Genomic DNA, 14,619 nt, shown 5'->3' with positions numbered 1-14,619 from the left:
CGAAGGCATGGGGCGGGCAGGTCCTGCGGCCGGGCGGTGCGGGGGAGGAGAGCCGGAACACGCCCGGGCGGGACGGGCGGGCGGGGCGTACGGGGCGCCGGCCGGGCCCCGCCGGCCGTACGGGCCCGACCGGCCGCCCGACCGGCCGCACCCGGCCGAGGCCCCGCCCGCCTGTGCCCCCGCCCCGGCATCGCCGCGCATGTCGCCGCGCCGCCCGGGCACCAACTGTCCCGCCCGTCGCGCCCGTCCCGTCCGTCCGAGGGGACGGCGCCGCCGCGACCGGCCGGCGAGGCAGCGCCCCAGGGACACCGGGCCACTGCTGCGACGCCGTCAACACCCCGCCGGGCACAGCCGGTTCCTCCGCCGCCCCGGCTACGCGGCCGGCCGGACAGCGCCGCAGTGGCAGCAGGACTCCCGGTGCTGCCCGGGGCGCTCCCCGTCCGGCTGCCGGTGCCCCGCCGAGGAGCGCCCCGGCGAGGACGGATCGCCGCACCGGACACGCCTGCCGGGGCCGGCGGGGGTGAGCTCGACCTCCAGTCCCGCGGGCACCATCAGCCAGCGGGGCGGTGGAACCTCGTCCTCGAAACGCATAACCGTCTCCTCACTCGAATCCCGCCGCACGAGGCGGGACCACGCCCGTGACGGCCCGTCGGTCCGGCCGCCACGGCCAGCGTCGGCCCGGGCGATCCAGGCCGGGTGAAGTCATGTCCAAGGTGCTGGCCGGCCGGCACGCGCCGGACCCCGGGCCGATTCCGTCAGCCCGCCGCGGTCAGCACCCCGGAGACGGAACGGTTCCCCAGGCCGCCGCGGTCGCCGCCGGGCAGAACGCGCAGTTCGGCGTTGTCGGCGGACGGCAGGGACAGCCGGATCAGATCCGGCACCCGGAAGGCGAGAGCCGCAGAACCGGACTGCTCCGCCCTGACCACCACGTGATGGTCGAGGAGTTGGCCCACCAGGGAGTCGCCGTCCCAGGAACTGCCGCCCAGGAGCTGTCTGGCCCGTGCCATGTCGAAGGGGGCCGCTCCGGCCGCCGCCAGCAGCGCCAGCGCCCGCCGCAGGGAGCCGGGCAGCCGGGCGATCGCCCCGGCCGCCCGGGCCAGCACATCGCAGGCCTCGTCGTGCAGTTCCGCCGCCAGGCGGCCCTCGTCCACCAGCCCCAGGGCGAGGTCGCCAAGCGTCCACATCGGGCGCGCCGCGAACTTCTCGCCCACGGCACGCAGGGAGAGCGGGAAGTTGCCCATCAGGTGCGTGACTTCCCCCAGGACGTCACCGGCACCGACGCGTTCCGCCCCGGCCACCCTGGTGAAGAACGCGGCGGCGTCGTCGGCCGACAGCGCCCCCAGGGCCATCGACCGGGCGCCGGGCAGACCGGGCAGGCGGACCCGGGAGGTCACCAGCGCCAGGCTGCCCCCGTCCGCCGGCAGCAGCGGGAGCACCTGGTCGGTGCCGGCCGCGTCGTCCAGCAGGACCAGGAGCGACCGCTCGGCACTGAAGGACCGGAACATGCCCGCCAGGTCGTCGGCGTTGTCGGGCAGCGTGGCCGGATCCATTCCGCAGTCCCGCAGCAGGGCATGCAGGACGGCGTCCGCCCGTCTGGGGCGGTCCGCGCCGTCGTGCAGCCGGGCGTGGAGCGCACCGTCGGGGAACCGGTCGGCCATACGGTGTGCGGCGCGCACGGCGAGGGCACTCTTGCCCACACCGGCCGCGCCCAGGACCACCACCACCCGAGGCCCCCCGGAGCACTCCCCGCCGGTCGTGTCCCCGGCGCCCGCGTCCGGGCCGGCGAGCGAGGAGAGCTGCGCCAGTTCCGCGACGCGTCCGGTGAAGTCCGGGGTGTCCAGCGGCAGCCGCCCGCCGACGGGCACCGCCGCCGGCGCCGGCGCGGCGGCACTGCCAAAGGGCGGGGCGCCCGCCGCGTCCTGGGCCGGCAGCGGGCCCGGGCCCGTCACGGCGGCGGCCGGCTGCGGCAGTGTCTCGTTGAGAACGTCCTGCTGCAGCCGCTGCAGCCGCTCCGAGGGCTCGATGCCGAGTTCGTCGACGAGCCGGCGGCGCAGCCGGGCGAACGCCTCCAGCGCCGTGGCGCGCTGCCCGGACCGGTGGGCGGCGAGCATGAGCTGGGCGGCGAACTCCTCGTGGAAGGGATGGTCCGCGATGAGCTGGTGCAGTTCCCCCACCACAGCGCGGTGGCGGCCCAGTTGCAGGTCGGCCGTGATGCGCAGCTCCAGCGCGCCGAGCCGTGAGTCGGCGATCTGCGCGATCTGCGCCGCCAGGAGCGGTCCGGCGTCCAGTCCGGCGAACGGTTCACCCCGCCACAGCCCGAGAGCCTGGCGCAGCAGGTGCGCCGAGGCACGGGGGTCACCCTCGCTCAGCGCGGTGCGCGCGCGCATGACGCCGTGCTCGAACTCCCACAGGTCCAGTTCCCCCGGCCGCAGGTCGATGCGGTAGCCGCCGGGGCCGGTGCGCACCCGGTCGCTGGGATCCGCGGGGCACTTGAGGGCCTTGCGGATCTGGTACACGTACGTCTGGACGGTCTTGCGGGCCAGGCGCGGCGGGTCGGACTCCCACAGTTCCCCGATCAGGGCCGAGGTCGACACCAGACGGTTGGCGCTCAGCAGCAGCACGGCCAGCGCGCGCCGGGCCATGGGCGCGGTGGGCGTACGGTCCTCGCCCTGGGCGCGGACCTCCAGCGGCCCGAGCACCCCTATCCGCAGCGCACCGCCGTCCGTGTCGGCCGGTACGGAGTCGTTCATGGTGTCCTTCCCATCACGGGCTGCGCACCGCGGGCGTCACGGGTGACGGGCGCGGTGCGCGGATCGAAGTGGTTGCTGTTCGGCCGCGGTGTGGGCCCGCCGCCGGCGGGGCCTGCGTGGCGTGTCTCGTACCAGTGCCGCATGCGGGAGCGGCGGAGCTTTCCGATGCCGGTCCTGGGGACGTCCTGGGCGCGCACCGGCACGACCTGGCCGATGTGCAGACCGAGCCGGTCCGCGACCTGTGCGCGGATCAGGGCAGCGGCCCGCTCGGGCCCGGTGCCGGGCCGCGGGTGGTAGAAGACGGCGAGTTCCTCTCCCTCGGGGCCGGTGACCGGGCAGGCCACCGTGTGGGCCGGCGCGACGAAGTCCAGTTCCTCCACCGCGGCCTCGATCTCGTGGCTGTGGCAGCGCACACCGGCGCGTTCGATCAGGTCGTCGGCCCGGCCGGTGACGGTGAGGACGCCGTCCTGGACGAAGGCCAGGTCCCCGGTGCGGAACCAGCCGTCGGCGGTGAAGGCGCGGCGCGTGTGCTCGATGTCGTCGAGGTAGCCGGGGGTGACCGAGGGGCCGCTCACCTGGAGGTGGCCCGGGGTGCCCGCCGGGACGGGCTCGTCCTGCTCGTCGACGCAGCGCACCGCGGTGCCGGGCTGGGGCCGGCCGGCCGGGACGTAGCGCGCGTGCCCGGGGTCCAGGTCGGACAGCCGGCAGTCGACGACGCCCGCCGCCGTCTCGGACATGCCCCAGCCGGGGAACATCGCGTCCGGCGGCAGGCCGAAGGGGGCGAGCAGCTCCATGAAACGCCGTACCACCGAGGCGTGCACGGCCTCCCCGCCGTTCATGAGGTACCGCAGCCGCCTCAGGTCCCAGTCCTCGCCGGCCAGCCGGTGCGCCTGGTCGTTGACCAGGGACAGGGCGAAGTTGGGAGCCCATGTGGTGCAGGCCCGGTGCCGGGCGGCGAGGGCGAGCCAGCGCAGCGGGTCGGCGAGGACGCGTTCGGGGCGGGCGTGCACCTGGTGCGCCCCGAGGAACACGTCGCGCACATGGAACAGCAGCAGCCCGCCGGCATGGTCGAGCGGCATCCAGTTGACGCTGCGGGTCGTGGCACCGAGCCCGTTGGCGCGGGCCGTCGCGGCGCTGCGGCTGAGGATGTTGCGGTGGGTGAGCATCACGGCCTTGGGCGTGCTGGTGGAGCCGGAGGTGAGCAGCAGGACGGCGAGGTCGTCCGGGCGGGACGGGTGCCGGCGGTGGTCGGGGTGTGTGGCGCGCAGCTGGTGGGGGTGGCCCAGCCAGGACCTGGCCCAGCCGGGGTGTGCGCGGGTGCGCGCGGCGAGGTGCTGGTCCGGTCCGGTGACGGTGTACGGCCTGCCGTAGCGGTTCCACACCGCGTCCAGCAGGCCGGGGGCGGCGGTCCGGGCGGCGGGTGTGGCGCCCGTGCCCACGGGCAGGGGGACGAAGCCGCCCAGGACGCAGGCCCAGAAGGTGGCCAGCAGGTCCGGCTGGTGGGCGACGTGCACGAGGACCCGGTCCCCGGGCGTCACTCCCGCCGCCCGCATCCCGGCCACCAGCCGGCCGGCCTCGTCGAGCAGCCGGGCGTAGCTCCACCGTGTCTCGCCGCCGTCGGTGTGGACGAAGCACAGGCCCTGGGCGCCGGAGGCGGCCGCGGCCCGCGTGAGCGCCGTGGTGAGCGTGGCGTACTCCGGGCGGGGGGCGGGTCCGCCGTCCAGCAGTGAGACACCGAAGGAGGTCATCGGGTGTCACGCTCCCTGCGGTAGTCCCGGGGCGTGGTGCCGTAGCGGTCGCGGAAGAGCCGGCTGAAGTGGGACGCCCCGTACAGCCCGGCCCGCTCCCCGATCAGTGCGACGGGCAGGTGGTCCAGGGCGGGGTCGGCGAGTTCGGCCCGGCAGCGGGCCAGCCGTTCGTCGCGTATCCAGCGGGCCGGGCTGAGGCCGTACTCCTGGAAGACCTTCTGGAGGTAGCGCAGGGAGACGTTGTGCTCCCGGGCGATGGTCACCGGGCTGAGGCCGGGTTCCGCCAGCTGCCGGCGGACGTAGGCCTGGATGTGCAGCATCAGCGTCTGCCGGGCGATCTGCGGGTCGTCGGCGACCTCGCGCATGCGTTCGGCGAACAGTGCCGCGGTCAGCCCGACGACGCTGCCGCCGAGCAGGTCGACCGCGGTCTGCACCTCCCGGCCGTGCCGGCCGAGCCCTTCCAGCAGGGAGGACAGCAGGGCGGCCAGCCCCTCGGCGCCCGACCAGCAGCGGGCCGTCAGGCGTCCGGCCTCCGCCGCGGTCAGCCCCACCAGGCGGTGGGTGACCATCACGTCCACCAGCCGGTAGTTCTCGGGCATGACCACCTTGTAGGGGCGGGTGCTGTCGTAGCAGAGGAGCTGGGGGGCGCGCACCGCTGCGTGCCGGCCGTCCTGGACCACCCAGAGGGATCCGGTCAGCGGCCGGCACACCCGCAGGAAGCCCGCGGCCTGCGGGTCGATCTGCCGGGCCGGACGCACCAGTTCCCCGGGGCCGCCCTTGACCAGGGACACCCGCACCTCGCCGAACTGGTGGGTCCGCATCGTCCCGTCGAGCGGTTCGTCGTGTTCCCTGACGATCTGCACGCCCCCGCGTCCGGCACTCGAGGGGCCTTTGCCGGACGCGGGAAGGACGGCGCGCACCGGCTTCGGTTCGTCGAGGCGTAACACCGCATCAACCTCCATCCATGCGTCGGGACGGAGTCGGCCGTCGGGCGGCGGTCCGTCGCCCCACCATGTAAACATACCCGCATGCCGGTATCCCAGTTGCATCGGAGGATTCGATGCGACGTGGTCCGCCGCGGGCACGGCGCACCGGGGCGGCGGCGGACGGGCGTCGCGCTTGCGCGACGGCCCGGCGGGGCGTTCACCCCGGGGCGGCGGCGGTGCTCCCCCCGTCCGCTGCGGGCGGGGCGGCGGCGCGCAGGGCTGCCCCGACGAGCTGCGCCGTGTGCCGCTGGCGCCGGGCGGAGGCGGCCAGCGCGGCCGCCTCCGCCTTCGCGGTCAGCTCCCGGTAGCAGATGCCCTGCTCCGCCGGCGCGCCCAGCACGCGCCAGGCCCGGGCGCCGTCGCCGGCCGGCCGGACGCCCGGCTGCGTCGTGCCGTCCCACCGCAGCGGATACGGCCGGGCCCCCTGCTCCGCCAGCGCCCGCCAGCGCGTTCCCTCCAGGACCTGCTCACGGATACGCAGGGCCGTGTCCACGGTGGCGGCCGCCAGAGCGCCCCGCACCAGGCGGCCGGTGCCCGCCGAGCGCGCACGCGCCCCGCCGGGCACCGGCCCACCCGCCGGTGCGCCGCCCGGCGCGCCGCCGGGAGCACCGGCTGCCGAGTCCAGTCCGGCGACCGCCAGCGAGAGCGCCGTCGGCACCGCGCCGAGGTCGAGCCCGGCCCGCGCCGCCCCTTCGAGCCCGGTCAGGAAGGCGTCGACGACACGGGCGTACCGCTCGACGGAGACGACGCAGACGGCGTGCACCCCGATGCCCTCGGACAGACACCCGGTGATCGCCTGAAGCCCCCGCGCGGTGGCCGGGACGGTGATCATCAGGTTCGGCCGGCCCACGGCGCGGTGCAGGGCCCGCGCCCCCGCCAGGACGGCGAGCGGATCGTGGGCCAGCGACACGGGGACGGCGGCGCACACATGACCGCCCGGACCCCCCACGGCCTGTCGGCGCTCGCGCAGCCGGTCGGCGGCCGAACGCGCGCCGTGGACGACCAGTTCGCCCAGCGCCTCACCGGCCCCGCGGCGGCGCCGGGCCAGGTCCTCCAGATGAAGACGGTAGGCCGGATACGGCACGGGTGTGCCCTCCGTCTCCGGGCCGCCCGGATGATGCACGTGCAGGAACGGACCAAGCGGTCCGTTCTCCACACCGGCGCCCGCACCGGGGGTGGGGGTGGGGGTGGGGCCGGCCAGGGCGCCCAGTGGCGCGCACAGCGGCGCGGCGCTCATCGCGGGCCTCCGTACACCGCGCGCCCGCAGCCGCCCCGAACGCCCCGGACGGCCCGGACGGCCCGGACGGCCCGGACGGCCGGGGCGGGTGGCGGCCCCGCCGGCCCGTGCGGCCGCCGGCGGATGGAGCCGGCACCGGCACCCGACCGCGCGATGCCCACGGCCCCGCCCGCAAGGGCCCGTGCCCCCTCCGCGTAACGGCGGCCGGCGCCGCGCCGGACCGGTCCGGGCCGCGCGGGCGGCAGGAACCGGAAGAAGTCGTCGTACTCGGTGAGCGCCGCGGTCACGGCTGCCTCCTCGGACGGGTGCCGGCACCCTCGACCGCCCGCGGCCGGGGCTCGCTGCGGCCCCGGGCGCGCAGCAGGACAACGGTGGCGTGGGCCACCGAGGCGAGCGTCATGTGGCGGTGCCAGCCGGCGAAGGTACGGCCCTCGAAGTCGTACAGGCCGACCTGGCGGCCCGTCACGTCCATGTCCCGGGCCAGCCGTGCGGGTGCGGCGGCCAGCCGCAGCAGCGCACCGTCGGACAGATGGCCCAGATCGGTGAGCCAGTACCCGCCGTCCGCCGGGCCGCGGGGGTCCCTCTGCACCAGCAGCGTCTGCCGCTGCCGGGACCGGGACGGCACGCCGGCGGCCCGGCACGCCACCCGGGCCACCTCACGGGGCCCCGCCCCCGGCCCCCACGCGCACACACGGCTCCAGCGGCGCGGGGGCACCGCGCCCGCCAGCTGCCGCGCGGTGACCACGAGCCCGCCTTCCGGGCCGTCGGGGGCGAGGGGCGTCAGCAGCTGCGAGGCACTGACGCGCAGCAGATAGGGCACGCCGCCCGCGCCGAGCCGGGCGGCGAGCGGGCCCGCCTCGGCCGTCCGGGCGTCCAGGACGACCGGACGGCACGGCGGCCCCGCCGTACGGGCGGATGCCATCGCCAGGTCGACACCGGCGGCGGCCGCGTCCAGGACACGGGCGTCCTCGGGGATACCGGCCCGCTCGCGCAGCACGGCGTCCTCGGCCCAGCGTGCGCTGAGCCCGAGGTGCCAGTCGACCGGGTAGCCGCCCCACTCGGTGGCCGCCCACAGTCCCACGGACCGCCGCGCGTTGACGGGCCGTCCGGTGCGCGGGTCCGCGCAGTGGGCGTCGACGCCCACGCCGCCCGGGCCCGCGCGCGGCGTGGTCGCGGTGTGCAGGACCCAGGCGACGGGGTTCAGCAGGTCGCCCATGTGATGGGCGAGAGCGCCGCGCACCGGACTCCACCGCCACGTCGAGGCGGTCACGAGGTGGTGCAGCCGCTGGATGTCGGCCGGCACCCCGGTGTGGGAGGCGATGTTGCGGATGGTCTTGCGTCCCGTGGCCCGCAGCAGCCCCCGCACGTACAGCTCGCCGCTGCGCCGCTGGTCGCGGCGCGGCATGGACCACAGCACCCGGTGGGACAGGTCGGCGACCCGGTCGGGGGCCGCCCGGGCGGCGGGGCCGGGTACGGCGGGCCGGGGTACGGCGGCCGGGTCCGGTGCGGGGGGACCGGGGGAGCGGGCGGCCCGGTCCATGACGGTGCCCGGGGCGGCGATGCCGGGGGCCCCCGCCGGGAACGGGGGCGCCGCCAGGGTGCTCCGCGCGGCGGGAGCGCTCATCCGCCCACCCGGGCCCACGCCGCCTGCAGCAGTTCGGGATCGGGGCCCTGCAGCAGCCCGGGACGGCCCGGCGCGTCCAGGACGACGAACCTGAGCCTTCCGCCGCGGGCGGTGCCGTCCGCTCCGAGCGAGGCACGCAGCCGCTCCCAGGCGTGCCGCGGGTAGGAGGTGGGCAGTCCCAGCGACTCAAGGACGGTGCGGTGGCGCAGCACGTGCGGTGCGTCCAGCCGTCCCGCCGCGTGGGCGAGTTCGGCGGCGTACACCATGCCGATGGACACCGCGTGGCCGTGCCTGATGCGGTAGCCCTCCGCGTGCTCGACGGCGTGGCCCAGGGTGTGGCCGTAGTCGAGGAACTCCCGCGGGCCCTCGGCGAGCGGGTCGGTGCCCAGCAGGGCGCTCTTGGCCCGCACGGCGCCCTCGACCAGCTCCGCGGTGCGCCCGCCCGCGGGATCGGCCGCCGCCCGCGGGTCCGCCTCGATCAGGTCCAGGAGCGCGGGATCGGCGATCAGCCCCGCCTTGACCACCTCGGCGAGGCCGCCGACGTACTCGGGCAGCGGCAGCGTGGCGAGCAGGTCCAGGTCGCACACGACGCCGGCCGGCCGGTGCAGGGCGCCGACCAGGTTCTTGCCCTGGGGGACGTTGAGGGAGCCCCTGCCTGAGACCGAGGCACCGACCATGCCCAGCAGGGTGGAGGGCACCAGCACCAGACGCAGCCCCTGTTGCCAGGTGGCGGCGAGGAAACCGGCGAGGTCGGTGGTGGCGCCGCCGCCGACGGCCACGACCGCGTCGCCGCGGGTGAAGCCCACTTCGGCGAGCCGGGACCACAGATACACCAGCACACCGGCGTCCTTGGCGGACTCGCCGGGCGGTACCACCAGCTCCAGCACCTGACGGCCGTGCCGTTCGAGGTCGCCGGCGATGCGCCGGGCGGCGGCGGCCAGCGCCGGCGGATGTATGAGCGCCACCCGCGTCGCGCTGTCGCCGAGCAGCGGCCCGACGTGCTCGTGCAGGCCGGTGCCGACGACGACGGGGTACGGTGCCCCGCCGGTCGCCTGCAGGGTCGTCGGGGCGGTGTCCGGTTGCATGGAGAAAGTCATGGTCTGCCTCACTTGATCGCCAGGTGGCTCAGGTAGGTGCGGTGGTTGCGGGAGGTCTCCGCCACGCTGTCGCCGCCGAACTTCTCCAGCGCGGCGTCCGCGACGACCAGCGCGGTCACCGCCTGCGCGACCACGGCGGCGGCCGGTACCGCGCAGACGTCGGAACGCTGGTGGTGGGCCACGGCGGTGTCACCGGTGGCCACGTCCACGGTGGCCAGCGCCCTGGGCACGGTGGCGATGGGTTTCATGGCGGCGCGCACCCGCAGCGGCTCGCCCGTCGAGATACCGCCCTCGACGCCGCCGGAACGGGCGCTGGCCCGGCGCAGGCCACCCTCGCCGGGCACGATCTCGTCGTGCGCGCGCGAGCCCGGGACACCGGCGAGCGCGAAGCCCTCACCGAGTTCGACGCCCTTGATGGCCGGGATGCCCATGAGGGCACCGGCCAGGCGCGCGTCCAGCCGGCGGTCCCAGTGCACATGCGATCCCAGGCCAGGCGGAAGCCCGAACACCAGGACCTCGACGATGCCGCCGAGCGTGTCCCCGGCCCGGTGCGCCCGGTCCACCTCGGCGACCATGGCGGCCGATGCCGCGGAGTCGAAGCAGCGTACGGGGTCGGCGTCGAGCCGGCCGGTGTCCTGCGGGCCGGGCAGTACCGGTGAGGGCGAGTGCCGGCCGCCGAGCGCCACGACGTGGCTGACGAGTTCGACTCCGTAGGCCTGCCCCAGGAAGGCCTGGGCGAGGGCGCCCAGCGCCACGCGGGCGGCCGTCTCGCGGGCGCTGGCCCGCTCCAGCACCGGCCGGGCGTCGTCGAACCCGTACTTCTGCATACCGGCCAGATCGGCATGGCCGGGGCGGGGACGGGTGAGGGGGGCGCCGCGGGCCTGGCGGGAGAGGGCGTCGGCGCTCACCGGGTCGGCGGCCATCACCGTCTGCCACTTGGGCCATTCGGTGTTGCCCACGCGGACCGCGACCGGGCTGCCGAGGGTGCGGCCGTGGCGTACCCCGCCGACGAAGGCGACCTCGTCGCGTTCGAACTTCATACGGGCACCGCGCCCGTGTCCCAGGCGTCGGCGGGCGAGTGCGTCGGCGACCTCGTCGGTGGAGGTCCGCACATCCGCGGGCAGTCCCTCGAGCACGGCGGTCAGGGCCGGCCCGTGCGACTCGCCGGCGGTGAGCCATCGCAGAGTTGGCAATGCACTTCCTTCGTTCTGGTACGCGGGCGGATGGGAGCGAGCGGGACGCGGGCCGCGATGCGGACGCACGCGCGTCGCACGGACGTACGCGCCGTGTGCGCCGTGTGCGTCGCGCGGAGGTACGGCTGTGCGCGGAGGTACGGCCGTGCGTGCCGTGTGTGTTGTGCGTGCCGTGCGTGTTGTGGGTGTCGTGCGGTTCGGGGGAGGGGGCGGCAGGCGGCCTGGGCGGGCGTCAAGCGACGGTGCGGGCGCCGACCGGTCCACGGCGTGCGGTGCGCGGCGGGCTCTGCGCGCGGACGCCGGCCGGGTCCGCCGCCCGCTGCACGCGCCAGCCGCGGTCCTCCAGCCGGCCCGCCATGTCCTGCGCTGCGGCGGGCGCGACCATCAGTTCCACCAGGCCGCCCGGCCTGCCCGGCGGGTGGTCGACGGACAGGTCCTCGGCGGTGATGCCGAACTCGCAGGCGGTGCCCAGCAGCCGGGCCAGCTCGCCCGGCCGGTCCGCGATGAGGACGCGGACCGGGACACGGGCGCGTTCGGGCGGGCCGTGCGTGCCCGCGATGGCGTCGCGGCCGGCGAGCCCGCGGGTGAGCAGGTCGGCCAGCAGGGTCGTGCCCTGGGCGCGTTCGTCGGCGTCGACGGCGGCCAGGCCGCGCAGCGCCGCCACGGTGACCGCGAGATCCTCGGCGAGTTCGTCCAGGACGTCCGCGACCGCCGGAGCGTTGTTCTCCAGGATGTCGCCCCACAGCTGCGTGTCGCCGTCGGCGGTCCGGGTGGCTTCGCGCACGCTCCGGCCGGCCAGCCGCACCGCGTCGGCGGACAGGTGCTCCAGGCGGGCCGCGACGAGCGCGGCGACGACGTGCGGGGCGTGGGAGACGACGGCGACCGCCCGGTCGTGGGCCTCGCTGTCCATGAGGACGGGGGTGGCGCCGCACAGGGCCACCAGTTCCAGCGCCGTGTTGAGGGTGTCCCTGCCCGTGTGCGCGGACGGGCTGAGCACCCAGGGCCGCTCCTGGAACAGCTCGGCGCGGGCGGCCAGCGGGCCGGAGTGTTCCCGTTCGGCCAGGGGGTGGCCGCCGATGAACACCGCCGGGTCCACGCCGCTGGCGGCCACCTCTCGTCCCGGCCCGGCCTTGACGCTCGCGACGTCGGTGTAACCGCGGGCGAGCCCGCGGGCGCACTGCTCGGCGAGGACGGGGCGCAGGCGTCCCGGCGCAACGGCCAGCACCGCGATGTCGGCCGGGGCGGGCGGTGTGCCGACGAGCCCCGCGCCCAGTGCCGCGGCGGTGCGTGCCGCGCACCGGTCGGTGTCGCTCAGATACACGCTCACCCCGTGCCGGGTGAGAGCCAGCGCGATGGAGGTGCCGATCACTCCCGTGCCCACCACCGCGGCGGTGCGGATCATCCGGCGCCCCCGCCGTGCGCGCCGGCGCCTCCCGGCTCCTCCTGGAGCAGGTCGGGCTGCTCGGCGACGATCTCGTCCCACAGCAGCTGGAAGCTGAACCGGCCCAGCTCCTGGTCCCCGAAGCCTTCACGGGCGGCCAGGGCCTGTTCGGGGGTGAGGGTGCGGGGGGTGCCCGCGGCCCGGGCGAGGAGCTGCACCTGGGCGCAGCTGTCGTAGCTCAGGAACCAGTGCACGGCCTCGTCCAGGGAACCGCCCACCGTGATCAGTCCGTGGTGGCGCAGCAGGACGGCACGGTTGCCGCCGAGCCGCTCGGCGATGTCACGGCCCTGGGCCGGTGTCACGCAAGGCCCGTCGTAGCGGTTGTAGAGCACCTGGCGGCCGTAGAACGCCGCCGATTCCTGGTCGATCGGTTCGAGCAGCGTGCCCAGTGCGCCCAGCGCCCGGGAGTGCGGGGTGTGGCCGTGGGCGACCGCGGTGGCGTCGGGGTGCAGCTCGTGGATCTGTGAGTGGATGACGAACGCGCTGGGGTTGACCGGGTGGTGGCCGGCCACCACGTCACCGGCGGCGTCGACGCAGATCAGGTCGGCGACGCGGACCTGCCGGAAGGAGACGCCGAAGGGATTGACCCAGAAGCGGTCTCGGTGTTCGGGGTCGCGTACGGAGATGTGGCCGGATATCCCTTCCGCGAAGCCGTACTTCCCGAACAGCCTGACGGCGGCGGCCAGCCGCTGCTTGCGGTGGCGGCGGGTCTCCTCGTACGTGGCGAAGCGCGGTTCGCCGGGAATCGGCAGCCGGGTGGCGGTGGCGGCCAGGTAGGCGGGGCGAGGATCGGTCGCGGTCGGGCTCATTGCGCGGGCGGTCCTTCCTGGGTGGCTGGGTGCGGGCGGTGTGCCGGCGCGTCGTCAGGCGGCGACCGGTTCGGCCTCGCTGCGGGCGGCGTCGACGGTGGCCGAGTGCTGGAGGATCGCGGTGACGATGTCCTGGCTGCGGTCGACCAGGGAGGGGATGCCGAAGGTGAAGAACAGGGCTCCGGCGGCGATGTTGCCGAGCCCGTACAGCCGCGGGTCGGGCCGCCCGTTGCTGGTGAGCCGGCTGGTGGCGCGGGCCAGCTGCAGTCCGCCGTGCGGGTGGCGGCTGACCGCGCGGGCCTTGACCAGTGAGGTCACCAGGGGCAGCGCACCGCAGGGGATGCGCCCCTCGGAGGCGTTGACGGCGCTGATCACCTTGTCGGCGCGGAAGGCGGTGCCGTCGGCGGCCAGGACGTCGAAGCCGCTCCCGTCGGCCGCGGTGATGTCGAGCAGGCCCGAGAACATCTCCAGCCGGCCCGCCTCCACCAGGCCGAGCAGGACGGTGGCGCTGGAGGGCGGCATGGGGCAGCACAGGCTCATGAGGGTGCGGTAGTGGGCGCGCAGGACCCGGACCTTGTCCTCCTCGCGCAGCAGGGGCCATACGTCGGGTCCGGTCTCCGGCACGGCGCGCTGCAGGATGCGCATGCCCACCTGCGGCGAGTCGACCTCGTCGAGCTGGCGGCGCAGCCGGTCGACCGGGTCCTCCAGGTCGACGCGGATGATCTCCTCGATGACGCCGTCGAGATCCGCGCCGGCGTCCCTGAACTCCGCCCGCAGTACGGCGGCCACGTCCTCGATGGTCAGCCGGGACCGTTCCCGGGCGGCGGTCCTCACCCGCACCGGCGTCAGGTGGCGCAGTTCGAGGGGGGTGGGCCGCTGCCGTACGCCCGGCAGCACGCCGCGCCGCGACATCAGGCTGATGGGGCCCCGGTGGCCCCGGGCGGCCAGCGACAGGACGATGTCGACGGCGGTCAGGCCGCTGCCGATGACGGCCACGTGGTCGTTCTCACCGAGCTCCGCCAGCGTGCCGGAGAGCGGGTAGGGCTCTGCGATGAAGCCGGGCGTGCCGGTGAGTCCGTAGACGTCCTTGGGGCTGTCGCCGCCGACGCACAGCACCGCGTAGTCGAAGGCCCGCGTCCGCCCCGGACCGGTGCCCAGGAGCACCTGGCCGGGCCTTCGGCCGGCGGCCTTCACGGCCTCGCCGACGATGTCGACGCGCCAGCCCCTGCCCCGCAGCCGGCCCAGGGCCGCGTACGCGGTCTCCTCCAGGTAGTCGCCGTAGACGGCGCGCGGCGCGAAGCGGGCTCCCGACAGCCGGTCGGTGCCCCGGACCACGCCGGTGACGCGGTCGTGGGCCTGCAGCCAGCGCTCGAAGTGCCCGGGGTCGCCCGCCCGTACGGACATGTCGTCGGGGGTCGCGTTCACGCGCAGGATCTCGGTGTCGATCTGGTAGGCGCGGCCGCGCCACAGATGGGGCGAGGGTTCGAACACGGTGAGGCTGCCGGGGTCGCCCTCGCTCCGGGCCAGGTTGTCGATCAGGCAGACGGCGGCCGCACCGCCGCCGACGACGCCGATCGAGATTCCAGAGGGCATGTGTCTGTCACCTATCGGTTGGCGGAGGGCTCGCTTGCGGTGGCGGGAGACGAACACGGAACGCCGGGACGTGCCCGGCGCCGGTCCGACGCACAGCGACTGTAGGAACGCACCGGGCGGTCCATTTGCCGTGCCGCGCAC

At 76.0% G+C, this 14,619-nt stretch carries 12 protein-coding genes; all 12 read right to left on the bottom strand.

Annotation, left to right across the window (positions count from 1 at the left end; all coding sequences use genetic code 11):
• Positions 1-372: 372 nt before the first annotated feature.
• Complete coding sequence (locus OG858_RS00405) at positions 373-591, bottom strand: hypothetical protein (RefSeq protein ID WP_086750110.1); 219 nt, start codon at positions 589-591, stop codon at positions 373-375.
• A 164-nt stretch (positions 592-755) separates the two neighbouring features.
• Positions 756-2,750: an AfsR/SARP family transcriptional regulator gene (locus OG858_RS00400; protein WP_328543751.1), complete on the bottom strand. Its 1,995-nt coding sequence runs from the start codon at positions 2,748-2,750 to the stop codon at positions 756-758.
• Positions 2,747-4,498, bottom strand: coding sequence for an AMP-binding protein (locus OG858_RS00395; protein WP_328543750.1), 1,752 nt, complete (start codon positions 4,496-4,498; stop codon positions 2,747-2,749). The genes OG858_RS00400 and OG858_RS00395 overlap by 4 nt, the downstream gene beginning before the upstream one ends.
• Positions 4,495-5,361 carry a helix-turn-helix domain-containing protein gene (locus OG858_RS00390; protein WP_179201191.1) on the bottom strand — a complete coding sequence of 289 codons (867 nt, stop codon included), beginning with the start codon at positions 5,359-5,361 and terminating at the stop codon, positions 4,495-4,497. The genes OG858_RS00395 and OG858_RS00390 overlap by 4 nt, the downstream gene beginning before the upstream one ends.
• Positions 5,362-5,641: 280 nt before the next feature.
• Positions 5,642-6,721, bottom strand: a complete 1,080-nt coding sequence (locus OG858_RS00385; protein ID WP_328543749.1) for a transaldolase family protein — start codon at positions 6,719-6,721, stop codon at positions 5,642-5,644.
• Positions 6,718-7,008, bottom strand: a complete 291-nt coding sequence (locus tag OG858_RS00380) for a hypothetical protein (protein ID WP_328543748.1) — start codon at positions 7,006-7,008, stop codon at positions 6,718-6,720. The genes OG858_RS00385 and OG858_RS00380 overlap by 4 nt, the downstream gene beginning before the upstream one ends.
• Positions 7,005-8,345, bottom strand: a complete 1,341-nt coding sequence (locus OG858_RS00375; RefSeq protein ID WP_328543747.1) for an IS701 family transposase — start codon at positions 8,343-8,345, stop codon at positions 7,005-7,007. The genes OG858_RS00380 and OG858_RS00375 overlap by 4 nt, the downstream gene beginning before the upstream one ends.
• Positions 8,342-9,442 (bottom strand): 3-dehydroquinate synthase family protein, encoded by a 1,101-nt coding sequence (locus tag OG858_RS00370; RefSeq protein ID WP_319320678.1) that lies wholly within the window; start codon positions 9,440-9,442, stop codon positions 8,342-8,344. Before OG858_RS00370 ends, OG858_RS00375 begins: the two co-directional genes overlap by 4 nt.
• An 8-nt stretch (positions 9,443-9,450) precedes the next feature.
• Positions 9,451-10,635, bottom strand: coding sequence for a chorismate synthase (aroC, locus tag OG858_RS00365; protein ID WP_319269941.1), 1,185 nt, complete (start codon positions 10,633-10,635; stop codon positions 9,451-9,453).
• 232 nt (positions 10,636-10,867) lie between these two features.
• Positions 10,868-12,034 (bottom strand): prephenate dehydrogenase, encoded by a 1,167-nt coding sequence (locus OG858_RS00360; protein ID WP_086753159.1) that lies wholly within the window; start codon positions 12,032-12,034, stop codon positions 10,868-10,870.
• Positions 12,034-12,885, bottom strand: a complete 852-nt coding sequence (locus tag OG858_RS00355) for a class II aldolase/adducin family protein (RefSeq protein WP_086753149.1) — start codon at positions 12,883-12,885, stop codon at positions 12,034-12,036. The genes OG858_RS00360 and OG858_RS00355 overlap by 1 nt, the downstream gene beginning before the upstream one ends.
• A 54-nt stretch (positions 12,886-12,939) precedes the next feature.
• Positions 12,940-14,478 carry an FAD/NAD(P)-binding protein gene (locus OG858_RS00350; protein WP_086753151.1) on the bottom strand — a complete coding sequence of 513 codons (1,539 nt, stop codon included), beginning with the start codon at positions 14,476-14,478 and terminating at the stop codon, positions 12,940-12,942.
• Positions 14,479-14,619 lie beyond the last annotated feature (141 nt).

Source organism: Streptomyces europaeiscabiei (genome assembly GCF_036346855.1).
In the GTDB taxonomy this organism is placed as follows: Bacteria; Actinomycetota; Actinomycetes; order Streptomycetales; family Streptomycetaceae; genus Streptomyces; species Streptomyces europaeiscabiei.
Note: the sequence above shows the minus strand (reverse complement) of the source record. Positions and strands in the feature narration are given on the sequence as shown.

What these genes read in the sequence shown, in the direction of transcription:
- OG858_RS00385 (WP_328543749.1), bottom strand. Translation starts at nt 6,721, where the DNA reads ATGAGCGCCGCGCCGCTGTGCGCGCCACTGGGCGCCCTGGCCGGCCCC.
- OG858_RS00370 (WP_319320678.1), bottom strand. Translation starts at nt 9,442, where the DNA reads ATGACTTTCTCCATGCAACCGGACACCGCCCCGACGACCCTGCAGGCG.
- OG858_RS00395 (WP_328543750.1), bottom strand. Translation starts at nt 4,498, where the DNA reads ATGACCTCCTTCGGTGTCTCACTGCTGGACGGCGGACCCGCCCCCCGC.
- OG858_RS00355 (WP_086753149.1), bottom strand. Translation starts at nt 12,885, where the DNA reads ATGAGCCCGACCGCGACCGATCCTCGCCCCGCCTACCTGGCCGCCACC.
- OG858_RS00375 (WP_328543747.1), bottom strand. Translation starts at nt 8,345, where the DNA reads ATGAGCGCTCCCGCCGCGCGGAGCACCCTGGCGGCGCCCCCGTTCCCG.
- OG858_RS00400 (WP_328543751.1), bottom strand. Translation starts at nt 2,750, where the DNA reads ATGAACGACTCCGTACCGGCCGACACGGACGGCGGTGCGCTGCGGATA.
- OG858_RS00350 (WP_086753151.1), bottom strand. Translation starts at nt 14,478, where the DNA reads ATGCCCTCTGGAATCTCGATCGGCGTCGTCGGCGGCGGTGCGGCCGCC.
- OG858_RS00405 (WP_086750110.1), bottom strand. Translation starts at nt 591, where the DNA reads ATGCGTTTCGAGGACGAGGTTCCACCGCCCCGCTGGCTGATGGTGCCC.